Below are 20,520 nucleotides of genomic sequence, written 5' to 3'. Positions count from 1 at the left end.
CTACTCCTGTTTCAACTGCAGATGTGGGCGTTTCATCGGGATCAGGCCTTGCGGACACCAGATCATCATCAACACCATGACCATACCGAACGCGAGTAGGCGATACTCGTCGAATTCCCGCGACAATTCCTGAAGCAGCACCACCAGAACGGCTGCGACCATGACGCCGATTTGCGAGCCCATGCCGCCAAGAACAACGATGGCGAGGATAATAACGGACTCGAAGAAGATGAACGACTCAGGGCTGATATGGCCTTGGCGAGCGCCATACAGGGAGCCGGCAAAACCTGCGAATGCTGCGCCGATGGTGAAGGCGGACAGCTTGATAGCAGTACGGTTCAAGCCCAGTGAGCGACATGCGATCTCATCTTCACGCAGGGCTTCCCATGCGCGCCCTACAGGCATGCGAATCAGGCGGCGAACGATGAAGATCGTCACCAAAGCCAACACTAGTGCGATCAGGTAAAGCACGACAACTTTCAAAGATGAGTCGTAAGGAACGCCAAAGAACTCATGGAATGCAACATTGCCTTCGGCGGCTCTACGGCTGAATTCCAGGTTAACGATGGAGAATTCAGGATCGAACTGCAGCATTGGAATCGTTGGCTTAGGAATGCCGCCAATACCGTTAGGTCCGCCAGTCAGACTGGTCAGGTTGTTCAAGAGAATGCGGATGATTTCTCCAAAACCTAAAGTCACGATGGCGAGATAGTCGCCGCGTAATCTCAATACCGGGAAGCCCAGCAGGAAACCGAATGTCGCAGCAAGCAACGCTCCGATAGGCAGACACACCCAGAATGACCAACCAAAGTATTGCGATAACAGGGCGTAGCTATAAGCGCCGACAGCATAGAAAGCCACGTATCCCAAGTCTAACAAGCCAGCCAGACCGACTACGATATTCAGACCAAGGCCGAGAATAACGTAGATAAGCGCCAAAGTAGCGATATCCGACCAGATGCGTCCGGTGTTGAAAGGAATCAGAACTGCGGCGATAAGCAGGACGACAAAAAAGATTTTGCCAGCCATGTCGCGCTTTTCTTCTGGCGGCATTAGCTTGGCCAGAATATTTCCTTTTGGCTTGACCGCCGCCTTGGCGGCATTTAGTTGCTCTCTAAACAGCTGGCTCAGGAAAACCGCTGCAGCGGCGAGGAAAATGTACACGTAGGTGCTTTGCGTAGCGCCTTCGAGTACGAGTTTGGTGCCTTCATGAGTCAGCTTCAGGCCTAAAATCGGCAAGGACAGAACCAGAGTAATGACGGCCGTGAATAAAGCGAACGGCAGATTCTTGCGCATTAGATTTTCTCCACTTCCGGCTTGCCGAGTATGCCTGTCGGCTTAAACAACAAGATCAGCACCAGTAGCGCAAAAGAGACAACGTCTTTGTACTCTGTGCTGAAATACGCGGCGGTCATACTTTCGGTGACGCCGAGAATGATGCCGCCCAGCATTGCGCCAGGGATACTGCCGATGCCGCCAAGAACGGCTGCAGTAAAGGCTTTAAGGCCTGCAATGAATCCGACGAATGCATTTACGACGCCGTAGTACATACCGAGCAGTGTGCCTGCAACCGCCGCCAGCGCTGCGCCAATGACGAAAGTGGAAGCGATAACGCGGTTGGTGTCGATGCCAAGCAGGTTCGCCATTTTCAAATCCTGCGCGACGGCGCGACAGGCTCTACCCATTCTGGAGCGAGAGATAAACAGCGTCAGCACTGTCATGGAGATGATAGTGACGATGAAGATCAGAACCTGAATATAGGAAAGGGACGCCTGGAAGCCGTCTTCCGGACCGAAGTTCCAGCCGCCGCTGATCTGAGATGACATGGCGATATCCCGTGAACCTTGTCCTAAACGAACGTAGTTCTGCAGGAAGATGGACATCCCGATGGCCGAAATAAGGGGGATCAAACGGTTGCCGCCACGCAGTGGGCGGTAGGCGATACGCTCAATGGCCCAACCGAAGCTACTGGACACCAACATGCTTGAAAGCAGGGCGACCAGGAAGATTAATGGAAGAAACTCAATGCCCAGCATGGCCATACCAGAAATAGCCATGAACGCGACGTAAGTTCCTATCATGTAGACTTCGCCGTGAGCGAAGTTGATCATTCCTATTATGCCGTAGACCATGGTATAGCCTATGGCGATGAGAGCATAAGTGCTCCCAATGGTAATTCCGTTAATTAATTGCTGAATGAAGTAAAGAATCACTTCTAGCATGGGTGTTACTCCGGAAGATTTGAACCGGCCTAGAAACTGACAGGCTTTGCTAATAAAAACACCCTCTTTCGGCGAGCCGAAAAGAAGGTGTTGTTATGAAGCGATACGGTTTATTTTACTACGGTTTTGGAGCCGTCTGCGTGCCAGGTGTAGATTTCGAAGTCGAAACCTTTCAAGTCGCCTTTTTCGTCAAACGCAATTTCACCCATGGGGGTTTTGAAGGAGTGGCTACGAAGGTAAGCTTGGATCGCATCAGTATCGGTAGAACCTACGCCTTTAATTGAGTCAGCAATAACCTGAACTGCTGCGTAGGAAGTCATTACGAATGCGCCGCTGGCGTCTTGGCTTTTCGCTTTGAATGCGTCAACCAGCGATTTGTTTTCTGGTCTCTGATCAAAAGCGGGTGGCAGAGTCACGTACAGACCTTCGGAAGCTTTACCTGCGATCTGGCTGATGTCTTTGTTGCCCACACCTTCAGGACCCATGAACTTGATGTCCAGGCCTTTCTCTGATGCTTGGCGCAGAACCTGCCCCAGCTCAGGGTGGTAGCCGCCGTAGTAAACAAAGTCTACGTTCTCTTTCTGCAGTTTTGCGATCAGGGGAGAGAAGTCTTTGTCGCCTTTGTTAACGCCTTCAAACAGTACGACGTTGACGTTTTTCTCTTCCAGCGTTTTCTTTACCGCAGTTGCGATGCCTTCACCGTACTGTTGCTTGTCGTGAATAACTGCAACGCGCTTGGGCTTGACTACAGTCGCGATGAATTTGCCAGCGGTCGGACCCTGATGGCTATCAAGACCGATGGTGCGGAAAATCATCTGGTAGCCGCGCTCAGTGATGTCCGGGTTGGTGGAAGCCGGCGTGATAGTGATGATGCCTTCGTCTTCGTAGACGTCGGAAGCCGGTTGAGTGGAACTGGAGCACAAGTGGCCCACTACAAATTTAACACCGTCATTAACGATTTTGTTGGCTACGGCCACAGCTTGCTTGGGTTCGCAGGCGTCGTCGTATCTAATCGCCTCAAGCTTGTCGCCGTTTACTCCGCCAGCAGCGTTGATCTGCTCAACAGCCATTTCCGCGCCGATTACCTGCATGTCGCCATACTGAGCAACGTCACCGGACTGCGGGCCGGCGATGGCGATTTTGATAGTCTCTGCGTTAGCCAGGTTCAAGCCGCCCATTAATAAAATTGAAGCGCCAACACCTAATACTTTCCGAGCGATCTGTTTCTTCATTATTGTCTTCCCGATTTAAGTTATTAGTTATCCCAGGTTCAGACGCCGCCGAGTAGAGTGAGCTCTGAGGCTCTTTTTCGGACGGGGCTTCATACTGGCATATTATGGTCTAATCGTTAATAGACTTTTATTTTAAGGCCATTGGCCTATTGACCAGTTGGAATACTAACCTCAAAGCGTCGCGGTGAAAAGATGCGCATTTGTCTTGGATATAAGGATTTCGCGCAGTTTTTTCGGAGGCAAAAATTTAAGGCAAAAAAAAAGGTGCTTGGAGAGCACCTCAAACGCTTTTCTATACTAGAAAGACAGGACAAAACATCATCACAACTGGTAAAGGTCAGTATAAAACTCCACCACAAAGCCGCATAATACGTGATTTCCGATACGGTATGCGGCCTAGGAAAAAGATGCGCTCCAGCGCATTATTTAGCATCCATATCCAGGATGATGAAGTGAGATGACCGCTATCCAAACATGACTTTGTAAACGTCCTGGAATGTGCTGGCGAAATGCATCGTCAAACCAGAGCGGATGTGTTCCGGCAGTTCATCATAATCACGTCGATTGGCCTCGGGCAGAATGATTTCATTCACGCCGCTGCGTTTCGCCGCAATCACTTTTTCGCGAATGCCTCCTACCGGAAATACCTGGCCGGTCAGGGTTAACTCTCCCGTCATCGCAACATTGCTTTTGGGTATTTGATTGCGGGCCAGGGACAGTAACGCGGTCGCCATCGTAACGCCCGCGCTGGGGCCGTCTTTTGGCGTGGCGCCTTCCGGCACGTGAAGGTGGACGAAGGCGCGCTCAAAGAATTCGGGATCGCCTTTGAATTCTTTCAGGTGAGCGGAGACATAGCTGTAAGCGATTTCCGCAGACTCGCGCATGACATCGCCAAGCTTGCCGGTCAATTTAAAGCCCCGGTTACTGGAATGAATTAATTGGGCTTCAACCGGAAGCGTGGCTCCGCCCATAGCGGTCCAGGCGAGTCCGGTGACCACGCCAACGCCGCGCAGATTTTTCTCTTTGCGGAATAGCGGTTGGCCAAGAAAGTCGACGAGGTTGTTAACGCCTATCCTTATCGGTTCTTCTGGTTTCTCCATCAAGCGGACGATGGATTTGCGAATCAGACGATGCAGTCTTTTTTCCAGATTGCGCACGCCGGCTTCTCTGGCGTAGCCGTCGATCAGTTGGCGCAGCGCTGCGTCAGTGATGGATACCTGTTTCTTTTTCAGCTTCATGCGTTTCAGAAGCTTCGGCCAAAGATGGTTTTTGGCGATGGCTATTTTTTCTTCCGTGATGTAACCGGACAGACGCAATACATCCATTCGATCCAACAGCGGGCCCGGAATAGTATCTAACTGGTTGGCGGTGCAAACGAACAGCACTTTCGACAGGTCCAATCTGACATCCAGGTAGTGATCCAGGAACTCGTTGTTCTGTTCCGGGTCCAGCGTTTCCAGCAATGCGCTGGCTGGATCGCCTTGGTAAGATGCGCCAATTTTGTCGATTTCGTCGAGCATGATGACAGGGTTGGCGGAGCCGACGTCTTTCAGCGCCTGCACCATTTTGCCCGGCATTGCGCCAATGTAAGTACGTCGGTGGCCTTTGATTTCCGCTTCATCGCGCATGCCGCCCAGACTGAAACGGTAGAACTTTCTGCCCAGCGCCGCTGCAACGGATTTTCCGATAGAGGTTTTACCAACGCCGGGTGGTCCGATCAGCAATAGAATCGAGCCGGATACTTCTCCTTTAAATGAGCCTTCCGCCAGAAATTCGATAATTCTGTCTTTAACGTCATCCAGCCCATCATGCTCTTTGTCGAGAATCTCCCGGGCGCGGGCGATATCGAGTTTGTCCTCAGTATGGACACCCCAGGGAACCTGAGTGAGCCAATCAAGGTAGTTGCGGGTGACGCCATACTCTGGCGAACCGGTCTCCAGCATGGACAGCTTTTTGATTTCTTCGTCAAAGCGTTTGCGTACGTCGTCTGGGGGATGACGTTCACTCATACGCTGCTGGAATTCCTCTACGTCCGCCGTTCGATCGTCTTTAGCGAGCCCAAGCTCCTTCTGGATAACCTTAAGTTGCTCGCGTAAAAAGAATTCACGCTGACGCTCGTTGATCTTCTGGTTCACCTCGGCGCTGATCTGGGTTTGCAGCTTGGCGACTTCCAGTTCCTGCTTCAGCAGAATCAATACTTTTTCCATCCGCCTGAGCAGCGGCACGGTATCGAGTATCTCCTGCAGCGCTGGACCTTCCGCTGTGGTGATGGCGGCGGCGAAGTCGGTTAATGCTGAGGGCTCGTCAGGACTGAAGCGGCTCAAATACTGTTTCAACTCTTCGCTGTAAAGCGGGTTAAGCGGTAGCAACTCCTTAATGGTGTTAATCAGGGCGATTGCATAAGCCTTGAGTTCCTTCTCCGACTCTTTCGCCGGCTCAGGGTATTCGACTTCAACCAGATAGGGCGGCGTACGACGCAGCCATTGCGTAATGCGGAAGCGTTGTAAACCTTGGGCGATAAACTGCAGTTTGCCGCGTTCGTTAACGACATTATGCGCTTTCACCACACAGCCGATATGGGCGAAGTCATTGGTATCCGGCGGCTCATCCGGGGAGGGAATTTTCTCTACGTAAGTCAGTCCCAGAATCTGGTGCTCGGTCTTGCCAACGCGTTTCAGGGTTTCTTCCCATAGGTTGGCGTTAATGACCAGTGGTTGAACTTGTGCAGGGAAGTAAGGCCGGTTGCTGATGGGAAGCAAATAAATGCGCTTGGGCATTACCTGGCCGGGAAGCACCAGCGCGCCGCCAGGGCGGCTTTCCTCGGCTTCGTCCTTGCCTATGTATTCGGAATGCTTTGTATCGGAGTCAAAATTACTTTCTGTCATGTGCGGTGATCTTGTCAGTAATGAATAACCATTTGCTCATGGCGAAATAGATGGGGGAGGAATAACGCGAGTTAAAGTGAGGCGCGCCAATAAAATAGGTGAGTAAGTTGTAATGCTGGCTGGAAAAATTAGCGGAGCGCCCATAGAACGGGCGCTCTGGCGGCGTTAGTTATGCGCGCTGAATGTGCCGTGGGGACAGCTCTTCATCATCTCCATGAAATCATAGTGAGAGATATGCACCAGCTCCTGATGATCGCCGCCTTCCAGATAGAAATCCGGTTCATAAGCCAGTTGCTCATCCCAGATAGTCGGCATGCCGAACGCCTCTCCGACAGCAGGGATGGCGCCGGCGGAACAATCACCGAACAGCTCACATAACTCTTCCTCACTGGCCAGATCTAATTGACGTTTCATCGCCTGATTGATTTCACGCAGATTGAGATGATTGGTGGATGGAATGGCGGCGATGACATAGCCTTTCTCATCCTTGAGCACGACTGCTTTCACCATTCTTTCCACGGGAACATGCGCCGTTTGCGCACTGGCCATGGATGTTTCACTGTACGGATGGGTAATGACCTCATAATTCACGTTATGACTGGTCAGAAATCGTTGGAGCGTATTGGAAATAGACATATTGTATCCTCCTCAGCATGACAGCCGCTGGTGGCGGCTATGTTGCACATATGGCGGTTTGACCGTCGGATTCCGGTGTCGCCCTGCTGTACATCTGACGATTCTGGTTAAATTATAGTCTGTCAGAGGTGGCGGGACCATGACGCCTTGTTTTTACACCAGTTCGCCCACACATTGTTTAGCATTGTTTCTTCCCGACAATTCAGGCGCACGAAGTCCTTCGTCGCGCCTGGCTTTTTTATAAACCGGAGTCATATCTGACATGGCCGAATCTCCCTATATCATCGAAGCGACCCTAGAAAACTTTCAGACGGAAGTTCTGGAAAAATCCATGCAGGTTCCCGTATTGGTGGATTTCTGGGCGGACTGGTGCGCCCCTTGTAAGCAACTGATGCCGATTTTGGAAAAGCTGGCGACGGAGTATCAGGGCGCTTTTATTCTGGCCAAGGTGAATGCGGATCAGCAGCAGGAACTGGCGTCTCATCTGGGCGTGCGCAGTCTGCCTACGGTTAAGCTGGTCCATCAAGGCAAGTTGGCGGGGGAGTTCAGCGGAGCGCAGCCGGAATCCAAAGTACGCGAACTATTGGGCCGCTACATTCAAACCCCGGGCGCAGAGTTGCGTGAGCAAGCCCGTGCGCTGGTTGAACAAGGCCAGGCCGAGCAGGCCCTGGCGATGCTGACTCAGGCGAATCAGGCGGACCCCAACAACATGGAAGTTCTGGTGGATATCGCCGCAGTGAAAGTTGCATTGGGAGAGAAGGACGAAGCATCTGCGATTCTGTCCAGTTTGCCGGCGGATATCCAGGGGCGTCCTGACGTCAAACAGTTGCTGGCGCGCATACGTTTTGTGGAAAAGGCTGGCGCGATCGCACCGCTGGCGGATATCCAGCAACGTTTGCAGGCGAATGAGGCCGACGCCGAAGCGCGCTTTCAACTCGCTTTGCACGCCATCATGAATAATAAGTTTGAGGACGCGGTAGAGGCTCTGTTGAACCTGATGCAGACGGATCGGAGTTACGGCGATGACGCCGCCAGGAAAACCCTGATAGAGCTATTCGACATGTTAGGCGCCGCGCATCCTTTGGTGCGGACATACCGTCGCAAGCTGTACGCATTACTTCACTGAGGTTGTACGACGCTGAGAACAGATTCGAAAATGTTGGATTCAGAACGGAATTATCCCCGTGACATTGACGGCTGCCAGTTGTGCCGTCGCGAAGTGTCATCTCTGACTCGCCATCATTTGATCCCCAAGACGCTGCACGGCAAGAAAAATATTCGCCGTCAGTATGATCGGGATTATCTCAACAAGGCCATTGTCTGGGTTTGTCGCCCTTGCCACAGCTTCATACATGAATTGAAGTCTGAATCTGAGCTGGCGGCCCATTACAACAGTCTTGAAAGCCTGCGGGCGCTGCCAGAAGTGCAAGAGTTTGCGCAGTGGCTTGGCTCTAAGCCCGCCGGCTTCTCGCCTAAGAAAAAGCTGCGTAAGAAAGGGGGCTGAGCCTGGAGAGCGTGACTGCTCGCCGGGCTTTGCTAAGCTTAAGGATAAACGCCATCTGCATTTCATGATGGGGCTCCGTTATGAAGTTTATCATTGTTGGAATCGCCTTTTTCGCCTGTCAGATCGCCTGGGCCGCCGGGCCGTTGAAAGTCACTTTTCCTGCTTCTGAATCCCTGCAGGACACCCGGTTTATCGATCTGGTGGAGATGTTGAAAGTCTCCCTGGATAAAACCGTGGAGCAGTACGGACCTTATCTGCTCGAGGAGACGCCTCTGGCGATGAGCGAAGCACGCTACCTTGCGGAATTGGACAGAGGGTCATCCGTTCTCAATGTGGCCTGGAGTTCCACCTCGGAGGAGAAGGAGCGTTTGATGCGGCCCATCCGAATTCCCTTGCGTAAAGGGCTGCTGGGTTATCGCATTAGCCTGATCACGGAGGAAACTCAGGCTAAATTCGACGCCCTCGAAAATCTGTCCGATCTGCGCTTGCTAAGCATTGGACAGGGCCTGGGGTGGGGAGATATCCAGGTTTACGAGAAGAACGGTTTTCAGGTGGTGACGGCCAGTAGTTATGAAGGTTTGTTCAAGATGCTGGCGCAACGTCGGTTTGATCATTTTCCCCGAGGCGTGAACGAGATTTTCGCCGAGTATCAGGCACGGCGGGATTATCTGTCTCAAATTCAGATTGAGCAGCACACGCTGATCTATTATCCCTGGCCATACTATTTCTTTGTTTCCAAGCAGAACGCCAAACTGGCTGAGCGTATTGAGCGGGGGCTGAATATCATGATCGCCGATAAGACGTTTGATCAGATTTTTCTCAAGCATCATGGCGATTCCATCAATAAAGCGCGCTTGTCCGAGCGCCGCGCTTTCGTTATCAAAAACCCGCTTTTACCGAAGGAGACGCCAGTACGGCGCAAAGAACTCTGGTACGACCCATTGAATTTGATGTCGCAGATATAGTCGCGTTTATTCTGTTCTGAGCGCATCAATAGGATTCAAGCGCGAAGCCTGTAGCGCCGGAACGACGCCTGCGATGAGCCCAATCAGCGAAGACAGTAATAGCGCAATCAATAGAAACGGCACATGGGGGCGGATAGGAAACTCCGGGGCGAACAGAAAGGCCAGTGCCGTTACGACGCCCATAAGCAGCAGCCCGCATACTCCGCCTATTGTCGAAAGCGTCACAGCCTCCGCCAGGAACAGACTGAGCACTTGCGCGCGGGTGGCGCCCAGCGCCCGCAGCAAACCGATTTCACTGGTGCGCTCCCTCACGCTGGTGGTCATGGTGGTGAGAATGCCGACGCCGCCGACCAGCAGAGAAATAGAGCCTAGCAAACCAACGGCAAGCGTCAGCACAGATAATATGCTGTTCAGGCTGGTGAGCATTTGGTCCTGTGTGATCAGCGTAAAGTCCTCGCGGCCATGGCGTTGAATCAGCATCTTTTTAATCAGGGCGGACATGTAAGTGGAATCTGTGGCGGGGGAAAAAATAACGTCAACCTCCATCAAGCCTTCGCGGTTGAAGAGGTCCAGCGCCAGATCGGCGGGGATATAGGCGGTGTCGTCAAGATCGAACCCCAGCATATCTCCCTTGGGCTCAATCACCCCAATCACGCGAAAACGCATGCCGCCGATGCGGATAAGCTGACCCAATGGGCTCTCGCCTTGAAACAACTCTTGTTTAACCTTGTGGCCGATGACCGCATAAGGGCTGGAGCGCGCATCGTTGTTACGGGGCAAAAAACGACCCTGCGCCACGGCGAAACGCCAGGCCGCGGGCATGTCCGCACTGACGCCGAAGATATCCACATTACGGGTGCGCTGTTTGTATTCTATGGCTCCGGCCCCTTGCACAACCGGCACCACATATTCCACATAAGGGGCCTGGCGCAGGGCTTCCGCGTCTTGTAATGAGAGGGGGCGTACGGTGCTGAGAATGCCTCCCATGCCGCCGGTTACATTTTTACCCGGGTTAATTGCGATGATGCGCGCGCCAAACTGCGAAAATTCGTCCATCACATAGCTGCGCACGCCTTCTCCGATAGAAGTGAGTAGGGCGACTGCGGCGATGCCGATGGTGATGCCGAGTGACGTGAGCACCGCGCGGGTGCGGCCAAAGCTGATGGTGCGGGTCACTATTTTCAGTAAATCCGGCGCTTTCATGTCAGGGGCCTTGCTTGTGCGTCAGCGCTTCGACGGGCGCCAGGGCGGCGGCCTTGCGGGCGGGCAGATAGGCGAATAGAAGCGCGGTGACAATCGCAACGCCCACCGCCGCAATCTTCACCCACATTGGCGAGCCCAGTGGAATCTGGTTGTAGAGCAGGCGGCCCGCCGCCAATAAGGACTCGCTTATCAAAAGCCCGATCAGGCTGCCGATTATCGCCAGCAATAGCGCCTCGCTCAGAAATAGACGGCGGACAGTCGCGGCGCTGGCGCCCAGCGCTTTAAGGAGTCCTATTTCCGCCGTGCGTTGACTGACGCTGATCAGCATGACGTTCATAATCAACACTCCCGCCACGGCCAGACTGATTCCGGCTATGCCGCCTACCGCCAGCGTCAGTGTGCGTAGAATCTCATCGAAGGAAGAGAGTAACGCGTCTTGCGTGATCAGGGTGATGTCTTCCTCGCCGTCGTGTCTTTCCTTGATGATGCTGAGAATGGCGTTGCGAGTGGGCGTCAGTTCCCGCTCTGAGCGGACTTCCGCAAACACTCGAAACAACCCTTCCTGGTTGAATAGCATCTGGGCGCTGGCGACGGGGATCAGCATCGCTTCATCAAAGTTCAGGCCCATGGCTACGCCTTTGCCTTCCAGTATGCCGATCACCCGAAAGCGACGATCGCCGGCGCGCACCCATTGACCCAGGGCGGGCTCAGGGCCAAATAGCTCGCGTTTAAGTGTTTGCCCCAGCACGCAGACCGCGTCGGCGAATGTTGGATCTCCCGGCGGCAATGGCCGCCCTTGCAGCAGGCTCAGCTTGCGGATTGCAAAGAAGTCATGGGTGGTTCCCACCACAAAGCTTTCCCGCAGTCGGCTTTGATATGACAGCTCCGCCATACCGGCGATAAGCGGCGCTGTGCGGTTGATTGCTGAAAGGCGCGTTAGCGCCCGCATGTCCTCCAAAGTTAGATCCCGTGGGGCTTCCCCGGTTATCGGAGGCATGCCGCCAGTGGTCTCTTTTTTGCCAGGCATGATGATTAGCGTGTTTTTGCCGAGAAAGCTGAACTCGCCCAAGACAAACAGGCGCGCGCCTTCTCCGAGTCCGGTCAGCAGGTTGACCGCCGCCACGCCAATAATGAGCGCGATCATTAACATGATCGTGCGAAAGCGATGCCCGACCATGACCTGGAAGTTGAAGCGGGCTAAGTCCATGGCGCGCATGGCTAGTCGCTCACATCGCTTTGGCGCAGGTCGCTCTGAATGCGGCCATCCACCATTCGCAGTTGGCGTCTGGCGCGTTTGCCCAGCTCGACATCGTGAGTGACCACCACCAGGGTAATGCCCTGAGTGTTCAACTCTTCCAGTAAAGTGACGACGTCAGCGCCGGACTGGGTGTCCAGGTTTCCTGTTGGTTCATCCGCGAGGAGCAGTTTGGGCTTCATGATGATGGCCCTGCCGATGGCGACCCGTTGTCGTTGCCCGCCGGACAGCTGATTGGGTAGGTGACTGGCGCGGGCGGTCAGGCCCAGTCGTTCGAGCATCTCGGACACCATGCGTGCGCGTTCTTTCGGCGCCGCACCGGCGAGAATCAGCGGCAACTCAATATTCTCCCGTGCGCTCATGCGGGGGATAAGATGGTAGGACTGAAATACGAATCCGATATTCTGCTGACGCAAACGCGCCCGCTTTTCCTCGCTGAGATTCTGGGTGGGCTCTCCGTTCAACAGATAGGCGCCGGCGTCTGGTCGATCCAGTAATCCGAGAATATTCAGCAAGGTCGACTTACCGGAACCAGAAGGTCCCATGACGGAGACATAGTCGCCGGCCAGCAGTTCCAGGCTGACGGCATCCAGAGCCTTGACGGTCTGTTCGCCAAGTTGGAAATGCCGATTGATCTCATGCAAGGCGACGACCGGCTCCGCCGACTTTGACTGTGATGGAGGCGTTGACGAAAGATTCGCGACGCTCATGGTTGCGGGCGCACCTGCACGCCATCTTCCGCCCCTTCCTGATCGAGTGCGGAGAGGACGCGATCGCCTTCGTTCAGGCCGCTTACAACCTCTGTGTACACCCAGTTGCCGATGCCGCCCTGGAAGGAGGCTTTATGCAGGCTGTGGTCGTTCGGATCGAATTTCAGCACAGCGTCTCCTTCCAGAATCATCTCGGTGGGGAGGCGCAATACGTTTTCCCGGCTATCGATAATGACCTCAATGTCCGCGCTGTATCCCACCAGTAAATTCATGTCCTTGGGAAATTCACTGATTTCCACTTCCACATCCACGGTGCGGGCCTGCTTTTCGTATTCCTGCACATAGGGCGCTACCCGCGTCACCACCGCCTGTAACGCACGTCCGCGAAAGGCGTCTAGGGTCACACGCGCAGGCATGCCGACCTTGATGCGCGCCGTGTCGACTTCATCTATGGGAGCGCGCACGTACAGGCAGCTGTCGTCTATCAGGTCAACAGCGGGAGGAGTGGGGACGCCGGGTGGGGATGGCGTTACGTATTCGCCGATCTCGCCATTGATTTCCGCAATGACGCCGCTGAACGGCGCCCGCAGCGTACTGCGTTCCAATTGGGCGGCCTGCAGCGCTACGACAGCCTGACTTTCTTCAATCTGCGCCGCGGCGGCCTTGCAGGCGAGGGCGGACATTCCCGCCTGGGTGCGAGCGGCGTCCAGAGTATCTTCAGAGGATAATTTTTTGCTGGCCAGGGTCTGTTGGCGTCGCAATTCTCTTTGATCCCGCTCAGCGCCGAAACAGACTTCCGCCTTTTTCCGCTCGACGATGGATAATCCGGCGCGGGCCTGATCATAGAGCGCGCGCAGATCCTTGTTCCAAAGCTCCAAAAGCAGTTGTCCGGATTCGACTCTGTCTCCCGCCTTCACGTGGAGGGCGGATACCGCGCCGCCAGTCGGCATGGAGAGCTTGGAGCGCTGGCAGGCGCGCACGGCGCCGGCGCGGGTGTTGGCGACGGTGCTTTCCACTGAGCCTTTGCTGAGCGTGTGCAGGGACACCGGCAATGGTTGCGGACGCCATTTCCAATAGCCCAGCCCGAGTATTAACGCCGCAGCAATGAGCGTTATCAAAGCCTTTTTCACTACTCCCCCTGTGTCGCTGGCGCGGATTCGCCGGTCAATGACGTAGAAGACATTGTGTCCGATCGCCCGCGCGCCTAACCCGATACAAATCAAGTTAGCACTGAATTGGCGTTGGCGTAGGGTCTGCTAATCTTTAGTATATGCAGGCTCGATAAGAAAAGGCTAAGGCGCGACTCGAGGGCTGGAGCGACAGACCTGATAAGGGAGTTCATGCGCCGGTGTTGCGATATCCCACTAAGCTGGCGAAACCGGAGAATGCGATGAGCGATGCTCCTGAGCATGATGGTCGACGCAGTCCCAGGCGGAACGCGTCATGGCGGACGATAGTCAAAACTCCCGACAAAAAAATGTACATGGGCAAAATCGATAACGTGTCCGCCCACGGCTATCTGTTTGAGTTCCCCATTCCGGTGCCGGTCGGCGCAACGCTGATCATGAAAGTCGAGATCGTGCATCACGCCAAGCGTTGGGAAAGCATTGCGTCAGTTATCGTGCGACACGTCGTCGTGCGCACCTCGTCCTATCTGGTTGGCGTGGAGATCACCGATATCGACGATGAAACCGCCCACTTTCTTAACGATTACGCAAACGGGCATGCGTAGCTTTACACCCTTGCCGCCCCCGCCAATTTTTCGCTGACTCTGTCCACCAGATAAACAATGCTGTGATAGTGCACCCCCGAATGCAGCGATAATCCGATTTCGCAGCTACGGCTATTGGAGAAACCTTCTCCGCATCCCTTTTCCTGTATTTGCGCTTTCAGCGGCGCCAAGGCTGACGCGTTCAATTCTGGGTGACTGAAACCCTTGTCGCCGGCGAAACCGCAGCAGGTGATATGTTCCGGCGTCACCACCTGGTGGCAGCAGCGTTTGGCGATCGCCAGGAGTTTGTCGCCAATCCCCATTTTTTGTGCGCTGCAGGTGACATGAATGGCGATAGGCGCATCTTCTTTTTGAATACGCAGGCGATCGAGCATGTAGTCGTGAATAAACTCGACGGAGTCGTAAATCTTCAATTTCCTCCCGGCTTCGGTTTGTTCAATGGCTTCCTTTAATTTCTGCGTGCATGGACTGGCGTCGCAAAAGACGGGGAGCTGTCCGTTGTCGCTGGAAGTCAGCAGCGCTTGCGCCAGCTCTTCGGCCTTTTGCTGCGCGCTGTCGGGGAAGCCTTTGCTGGCGAAGGGCAAACCACAACAAAGTTGATCGATATTGGACGGGAAGCGAACCTGAAAGCCTGCCTTTTCCAACAAGCGCAAACAGGCTTCCGTGAGAGAGCGTGTTTCCGAATCGCCCCGGGAGGGCCCCATAGTGCGGGAGGCGCAACTGCTGAAATACACCACGTCCGCCGTCTTTTCATCTGTCCGACATGAACGGGCGGCGGTGGGAAGATAAGGATGCCAGAGCGGCGTCCGTTCTTTGCTTAGCTTGCGGGCGGCGTGGCTTAGCGTGGTCATCGCCCCTGGACCCAAAACCCGGTGCATGGCGTCGGCTCCGCCGAGGCCTAAGCGTGTGGCTTTGGTCAGCGTGGAAAAGTGCTCGGCGGCCCATTGGGCTTTACCGGCTTGCGCAGCGTTTTTCTGTTTGCGATGCAGACGAGTGAGGTCGCCGGTATTAATGCTCACCGGGCAACTGAGCGCGCATAGACCGCACGCGGCGCAAGTGTCGTCGCCGGCGTAGTCATAAGCGTCCATTAATGTCCGTAATTGTTCGGTGTCTTCTCCGCTTGCCTGCAGGCGGGCGATTTCCCGGGAGGCGACGATGCGCTGGCGCGGCGTTAGGGTTAGTTCGCGAGAGGGGCAGGCGGGCTCGCAGAAGCCGCATTCGATACATTTATCCACCAGCGGGTCCGCTGCGGGGAGCGGCTTGAGGTGGCGTAAATGCGCCTCCGGGTCGTCGTTGATGATGACGCCGGGATTCAGAATGCCTTTGGGGTCGAACAGGTCTTTGATGCGACGCATGACTGCATAAGCTTCCGCACCCCATTCCAGCTCGACAAACGGCGCCATATTACGGCCTGTGCCATGCTCCGCTTTCAGGGAACCGCCGAAGCGCACCGCCACCAATTGCGCCACGGCGTCCATCAGTCCGCGATAACGCTCAATGGCGAGATCGGAGGAAAACTCCTGGGAAAACACAAAGTGCAGGTTCCCTTCCAGGGCGTGGCCAAAAATCAGCGCGTCAGGATAATCGTACTCGTTGAACAGGCGCTGCAATTCCAGGACGCCTTCCGCCAGGTGCTCAATCGGGAAGGCAATGTCTTCGATGATAACCGTCGTGCCAACGTCCCGGGAGGCGCCCAATGCGGGAAACAACCCTTTGCGCAGGTTCCATAACTGCGCGCAATGATGGGAGTCTTTGCTGAACGGAACCTGGTTAAGCAATGAAAACTCATTGAGCAGTTGCTGTATTTGCTGGATCTGGTCGTCCAACTTCAGGGCGTCAGCGGCGCGGGTTTCAATCAACAGCGCCGCCGCGCCAGGGGGCAGATCGCTCACAAACTCCGGCGTGCCGGGCTTGCTTTGTACGGAGGTGAGGCCGCGTCGATCAATCAGCTCCACGGCCGCTACGGGGGATGTCTTCAACTTCGACACCGCCTGACATGCGACATGGATGTCTGGAAAAAACACCAGGGCGGTGGCTTTGTCAGGATGATCCGCCACGGTGTTATAAGTAATGGAGGAGATGAATCCCAGCGTCCCTTCGGAACCGATTAGCAAGTGCGCCAGAATATCCACTGGGTCGGTAAAGTCCAGAAACGCATTGATGCCGTAGCCGGTGGTGTTTTTCAGGCGATACTTGTGTCGAATTTTCGCCGCCAGCTCAGGATTGGCGAGAATCTCCGCACGTAGACTCGAAATGCCTTGCAACAGTGTTGCGTGTGTCTGTGCAAACGCCTTGCGGGAGTTCTCGTCGTCAGTATCTAGGACCGTTCCGTCCGCCATTACCGCACGGATATGCGCCAGAGTATGGTAGCTGTTCTGTTGCGTTCCGCAGCACATGCCGCTGGCGTTGTTCGCTGCGATGCCGCCGATTTTCGCCGCATTGATGGACGCAGGGTCCGGGCCGATTTTGCGTTGAAAGGGCGCCAAGTAGCGATTGGCGTGAGCGCCGATCACGCCGGGCTGCAGGCGAATACGGGCTCCATTCTGCTCGATTTGATGCTCTCGCCATCCCTGCAGCTGCACCAGCACCGAGTCTGTCACCGCCTGACCGGACAGGCTGGTGCCCGCCGCCCTGAAGGTCAGCGCGATGCGGTGAGCGTCGGCCTGTTGTAACAAGCGGATGACCTCGTCTTCGTTTTCCACCCGCAACACCAGTTGCGGAATCAACCGATAAAAGCTGGCGTCCGTTCCATAGGCGAGACGACGCAGGGGATCGTCAATCACTCTGGCGGCGGGAATGAACTGGCGCACCGCCTGAGAGAAGCGGGTGAAAGACTCAGACACGGACGCTTTCCTCCGTAACTATCAGAACGACGATCAGGCGTTTGGGACCATGGGCGCCGTAAGCCAGCGTCTGCTGAATATCGGCGGTTTTGGAAGGACCGGAGATCAGCAGCAGGTTTGTCGGCAAAGCGGATTCGACTTGGGTTTGATGAAACGCTTCGGGCAGGTCCGCATACAAGTCTTTGGCATGGATAATCAGGCTGTGCGTGGGGGGAACCAAAGACAGAGCGCGGGGTTCATCGGGCCCGGTTTTCACCATCAAGGTTCCCGTCTCGGCGATTCCCGCTATGGCGGCGCCAAAGCCTCCCTGGATGTGATTGAACAGCGCGTCTTTACAGTTCTCGATACTGTTCTCGTAATCGTGTAGCTGTAGTTCGGGAAATCCATGCGCCGCAGATTTTAGGCTTTCTCCGTGGGGTGTATTCGGAGCGTAAATCACGCTATGGACGCCTGTTTCCCGCCACAGAGACAAAAGACGCTGCATCCAATCCTCTTGTGTCGCCGTGATCATTTCAGCGTGCGCCGCATGCAGGTTTTCGGTAAACAGGCGCACTTTCTCCTCCATACTGAGCGACGCCGATGCGGCGGTAGAAGCCGTTTCCTGCGGAGGCTGGGAAGGTTTCGGCTGCCGATAAGTGCGTAAACGGTTGAGGATGGCTTCGCGACTACTCATGCCGAGCGTGCTCCTGTGATGACGCGTTTGATTGAGAGCGCTGCGCCGCCAGTTCATGTAACGAGCGCGCGGCGGGTTTGGGAGCGCTGCGATAGCGGGTCCAGGGACCGATGTGTTTTGGCGTCAGCGCACGCAGTCGGGTAGCGAGCAATAGCGCCAGTTTGTACAGTCCAGGTTTGCGCGACAACAGCGCCCATAACTTCCAGGTAACCGCTTCCGAGCGTTTGCGTAATGACCCTTGGCCTCTTGGGGCGGGTACGGGCGTTGGCTCGTTGTTGTTGGACTCATAACGCAGGCGACGAATCAGATCCGCCAATGGAATCTTGACCGGGCAGGCTTCGCCACAGGCGCCGTTGAGTGAGCAGGCCTTGGTGATGGCGCCTGCCGTGTGCAGACCCCAAATCTGCGGCGACACCACCTGGCCAATGGGGCCGGGATAAGTGGTTCCATATGCGTGGCCGCCAATGCGCGTGTATACCGGGCAGTGATTCATACAGGCGCCGCAGCGAATGCAGCGCAGAGTTTCTTGCAGTTGCTTATCCGCATAGATACGCGAACGTCCGTTATCCAGCAGTACAACATGCACTTCCTGTGGACCGTCTTTTTCATCCGGCTTGCGCGGGCCGCTGATCATATTGAAATAAGTAGTGATGGCCTGTCCGGTTGCTGAACGGGTAAGCAGGCGCAGCAAGGGAGGAATATCCCGTAGCGACTCAACCACTTTTTCAATGCCGCAGAGCGCGATATGCACAGGCGGAATAGTGGTGGTCATGCGACCATTGCCTTCATTTTCCACCAGACAGAGCGTGCCGGTCTCCGCCACGGCGAAGTTCACGCCGGAAAGTCCCACCTCCGCCTCGAAAAACTTCTGTCTCAATACGTCGCGGCCAATGCCGATCAGGCGGTCGACGTCTTCGCTATATTCCACGCCATCTATCTTCTGATTGAACAGGCGGGCGATTTGCTGCTTGTTCTTGTGAATAGCGGGCATGATGATGTGCGAGGGCGTCTCGTCCGCCAGTTGGACAATGTATTCGCCCATGTCGGTTTCCAGGCACTCGACGCCATGATCGGCCAGAAAATGATTGAGTCCAATCTCCTCCGACGCCATGGACTTTCCTTTCACCATTCGGGTGGCGTCATGCTTGTGCATGATCTCCAAAATGATGGCGTTGGCCTCCTGTGAAGTCTCCGCCCAGTGCACCTGTATGCCGTTTTCCGTACAGCGTTGCTCGAACTGCTCCAGTAGCTCAGGCAGCTGGCTCAGGCAACGATTGCGGATGGCTTCGCCTTGGCTGCGTAGGGCTTCCAGATCCTCTTTGTCAGGAAACATGGCGGCGCGTTTGCCCATCAGGAAGTCCATGGCGCCGCGGAAGTTGGCGCGCAGTTCCTGGTCCTGCAGGGCGTCGTTGACGCGTTTGTCGAACTCAAGGTTGACCGTGGCGGGCTCGAAACGGCTCATTGTGTACGCTCCCATATAAAGGAAGCGATATGTTGCGCCGGGAGCTTATCTTTGCGCTTTTCCAGGGCTCCGCTGATATTCATCAGACAGCCGCAGTCGCCAGAAACCAGATCATTGGCGCCGGTGGCGAGCAGGTTGTCGCATTTATCCTGCACCATCGCATTGGAAATGTCCGGCGCTTTCACTGCGAACGTGCCGCCAAATCCGCAACATTCGGAGGCGCGCTCCTGTTGTACGATGGCTACGTTGCTCATCTGGCGCAGCAGGGAGATGGCGTCTTGCGCTGTCTTCGTACCGCGCTGGGCGCTGCAGGAATTATGGATGGCCACAGTGGCGGCAGGTCCATGATCCACAAGGCGAATTTTACAGACATGCACCAGAAACTCGGTGAGCTCATAGGTGCGCGCAGCCAAATCCAGCGCCTGTTTATGCAGGGGCGTATTGGCGAACAGGTCCGGATAGTGATGGCGGAACATATCCGCGCAAGAAGCAGAAGGGACTACAACTGGCAGTTCTTCTCCCAGACAGGCGATTTGCGCCGCCGCCACCTTGCGCGCCTCATTGTCGTACCCTGAGTTATAGGCGGGCTGGCCGCAGCAGGATTGCTGTTGCGGATAGACCACCTTGACGCCTTCGCGCTCCAGCAATTGAATGCCCGCCATACCCGCTTCGGGGTAGAACAGATCAATGAGGCAGGTGCCGAAAAAATACACCTGCTCGGGCTTTTCCGGATAGGCTCGTTGCATGTCTGATCTCTGTGTTGTCTTCCCCTGAGCTAAATCTAACGGTCAGTCTTGGCTGCCGTGGATTTTGTGCGAGGGATTGTGGTTTTAATAATTGGTAATACCAATTTACCAAAAGTGTTGGGGCTAAAATAACGCGGTGCTCCCGCTGGTGTCAATTAGCGGCAATAAACCTCGTGCATGGCTAATAAATGTACTGGTTAGTAGGGTGTTAATACTTTGGTCTAAGCAATAATGCGTTTGCAGGACAGTTGTGTTAGCCTGCGCGTCGTTTGGATTGGTCATACCAGTTTGTTGGTCATACCGTCAGCGGCGAATCCGCCGCAGTTTCCAAAGAAACACCAGGATTATAGGCGGCGCGCGGGGCGCCGGGGCTATTGGAAAGTGGCCGCATACGCCTCCCGTGCTAAGCTTACTTGCGTACATCGCTGCGCGCATGCTCGGCCTTTCAAGCG

17 protein-coding genes are annotated in these 20,520 nt (G+C 55.0%); 4 read left to right on the top strand and 13 right to left on the bottom strand.

What is annotated here, in order from left to right; translation table 11 throughout:
* From ACQYWX_RS24925 to ACQYWX_RS24905, 5 genes are all read right to left on the bottom strand, one after another.
* Positions 1 to 1,296, bottom strand: coding sequence for a high-affinity branched-chain amino acid ABC transporter permease LivM (locus tag ACQYWX_RS24925; RefSeq protein ID WP_431686741.1), 1,296 nt, complete (start codon positions 1,294 to 1,296; stop codon positions 1 to 3).
* Positions 1,296 to 2,222: a high-affinity branched-chain amino acid ABC transporter permease LivH gene (gene livH, locus ACQYWX_RS24920; RefSeq protein ID WP_279505775.1), complete on the bottom strand. Its 927-nt coding sequence runs from the start codon at positions 2,220 to 2,222 to the stop codon at positions 1,296 to 1,298. The genes ACQYWX_RS24925 and livH overlap by 1 nt, the downstream gene beginning before the upstream one ends.
* Positions 2,223 to 2,332: 110 nt before the next feature.
* The gene (locus tag ACQYWX_RS24915; protein ID WP_431686740.1) at positions 2,333 to 3,454 is read right to left on the bottom strand and encodes a branched-chain amino acid ABC transporter substrate-binding protein; all 1,122 of its coding nucleotides are present in this window, start codon (positions 3,452 to 3,454) and stop codon (positions 2,333 to 2,335) included.
* Positions 3,455 to 3,918: 464 nt separating this feature from the next.
* Positions 3,919 to 6,339 (bottom strand): endopeptidase La, encoded by a 2,421-nt coding sequence (gene lon / locus ACQYWX_RS24910; protein WP_431686739.1) that lies wholly within the window; start codon positions 6,337 to 6,339, stop codon positions 3,919 to 3,921.
* Positions 6,340 to 6,504: 165 nt separating this feature from the next.
* On the bottom strand, positions 6,505 to 6,975 hold the full coding sequence (locus ACQYWX_RS24905; protein WP_216736925.1) for an aminoacyl-tRNA deacylase: 471 nt from the start codon (positions 6,973 to 6,975) through the stop codon (positions 6,505 to 6,507).
* A gap of 262 nt (positions 6,976 to 7,237) precedes the next feature.
* Here ACQYWX_RS24905 and ACQYWX_RS24900 point away from each other — a divergent pair, with 262 nt between their 5' ends.
* The 3 genes from ACQYWX_RS24900 to ACQYWX_RS24890 all read left to right on the top strand — a co-directional run bounded on the left by ACQYWX_RS24900 (position 7,238) and on the right by ACQYWX_RS24890 (position 9,444).
* On the top strand, positions 7,238 to 8,101 hold the full coding sequence (locus ACQYWX_RS24900; RefSeq protein WP_431686738.1) for a tetratricopeptide repeat protein: 864 nt from the start codon (positions 7,238 to 7,240) through the stop codon (positions 8,099 to 8,101).
* Between the two features lie 30 nt (positions 8,102 to 8,131).
* Positions 8,132 to 8,479 (top strand): hypothetical protein, encoded by a 348-nt coding sequence (locus ACQYWX_RS24895; protein WP_431686737.1) that lies wholly within the window; start codon positions 8,132 to 8,134, stop codon positions 8,477 to 8,479.
* Positions 8,480 to 8,559: 80 nt separating this feature from the next.
* Positions 8,560 to 9,444 (top strand): substrate-binding periplasmic protein, encoded by an 885-nt coding sequence (locus ACQYWX_RS24890; RefSeq protein ID WP_431686736.1) that lies wholly within the window; start codon positions 8,560 to 8,562, stop codon positions 9,442 to 9,444.
* 6 nt (positions 9,445 to 9,450) lie between these two features.
* On the opposite strand, the gene ACQYWX_RS24885 is transcribed toward ACQYWX_RS24890, so the two are convergent.
* Genes ACQYWX_RS24885 through ACQYWX_RS24870 form a run of 4 tightly spaced genes read right to left on the bottom strand, consistent with a single transcriptional unit; the run spans position 9,451 to position 13,742 of the window.
* Entirely contained in the window at positions 9,451 to 10,647 is a 1,197-nt protein-coding gene (locus ACQYWX_RS24885) for an ABC transporter permease (protein ID WP_431686735.1), read from the bottom strand.
* Between the two features lies 1 nt (position 10,648).
* Positions 10,649 to 11,863: an ABC transporter permease gene (locus ACQYWX_RS24880; protein WP_431686734.1), complete on the bottom strand. Its 1,215-nt coding sequence runs from the start codon at positions 11,861 to 11,863 to the stop codon at positions 10,649 to 10,651.
* A gap of 2 nt (positions 11,864 to 11,865) precedes the next feature.
* Positions 11,866 to 12,612, bottom strand: a complete 747-nt coding sequence (locus ACQYWX_RS24875) for an ABC transporter ATP-binding protein (RefSeq protein WP_431686733.1) — start codon at positions 12,610 to 12,612, stop codon at positions 11,866 to 11,868.
* The gene (locus tag ACQYWX_RS24870) at positions 12,609 to 13,742 is read right to left on the bottom strand and encodes an efflux RND transporter periplasmic adaptor subunit (protein ID WP_431686732.1); all 1,134 of its coding nucleotides are present in this window, start codon (positions 13,740 to 13,742) and stop codon (positions 12,609 to 12,611) included. The genes ACQYWX_RS24875 and ACQYWX_RS24870 overlap by 4 nt, the downstream gene beginning before the upstream one ends.
* 260 nt (positions 13,743 to 14,002) lie before the next feature.
* Here ACQYWX_RS24870 and ACQYWX_RS24865 point away from each other — a divergent pair, with 260 nt between their 5' ends.
* Complete coding sequence (locus ACQYWX_RS24865; protein WP_431686731.1) at positions 14,003 to 14,344, top strand: PilZ domain-containing protein; 342 nt, start codon at positions 14,003 to 14,005, stop codon at positions 14,342 to 14,344.
* Positions 14,345 to 14,346: 2 nt separating this feature from the next.
* Here the strand turns inward: ACQYWX_RS24865 and ACQYWX_RS24860 are convergent, their stop codons facing one another.
* The 4 genes from ACQYWX_RS24860 to ACQYWX_RS24845 are packed head-to-tail and all read right to left on the bottom strand — an operon-like array spanning position 14,347 to position 20,068.
* A complete protein-coding gene (locus tag ACQYWX_RS24860) occupies positions 14,347 to 17,187 on the bottom strand; it encodes an FAD-binding and (Fe-S)-binding domain-containing protein (RefSeq protein WP_431686730.1) in 2,841 nt (946 codons plus the stop codon).
* Positions 17,180 to 17,860, bottom strand: coding sequence for a LutC/YkgG family protein (locus ACQYWX_RS24855; protein WP_431686729.1), 681 nt, complete (start codon positions 17,858 to 17,860; stop codon positions 17,180 to 17,182). The genes ACQYWX_RS24860 and ACQYWX_RS24855 overlap by 8 nt, the downstream gene beginning before the upstream one ends.
* Positions 17,853 to 19,322 (bottom strand): LutB/LldF family L-lactate oxidation iron-sulfur protein, encoded by a 1,470-nt coding sequence (locus tag ACQYWX_RS24850; RefSeq protein WP_431686728.1) that lies wholly within the window; start codon positions 19,320 to 19,322, stop codon positions 17,853 to 17,855. Before ACQYWX_RS24850 ends, ACQYWX_RS24855 begins: the two co-directional genes overlap by 8 nt.
* Complete coding sequence (locus ACQYWX_RS24845; protein WP_431686727.1) at positions 19,319 to 20,068, bottom strand: (Fe-S)-binding protein; 750 nt, start codon at positions 20,066 to 20,068, stop codon at positions 19,319 to 19,321. Before ACQYWX_RS24845 ends, ACQYWX_RS24850 begins: the two co-directional genes overlap by 4 nt.
* Positions 20,069 to 20,520: the final 452 nt, after the last annotated feature.

The organism is Hahella sp. NBU794, assembly GCF_050749805.1.
Classification (GTDB): domain Bacteria; phylum Pseudomonadota; class Gammaproteobacteria; order Pseudomonadales; family Oleiphilaceae; genus Hahella.
This window is presented reverse-complemented; position numbering and strand designations above follow the sequence as displayed.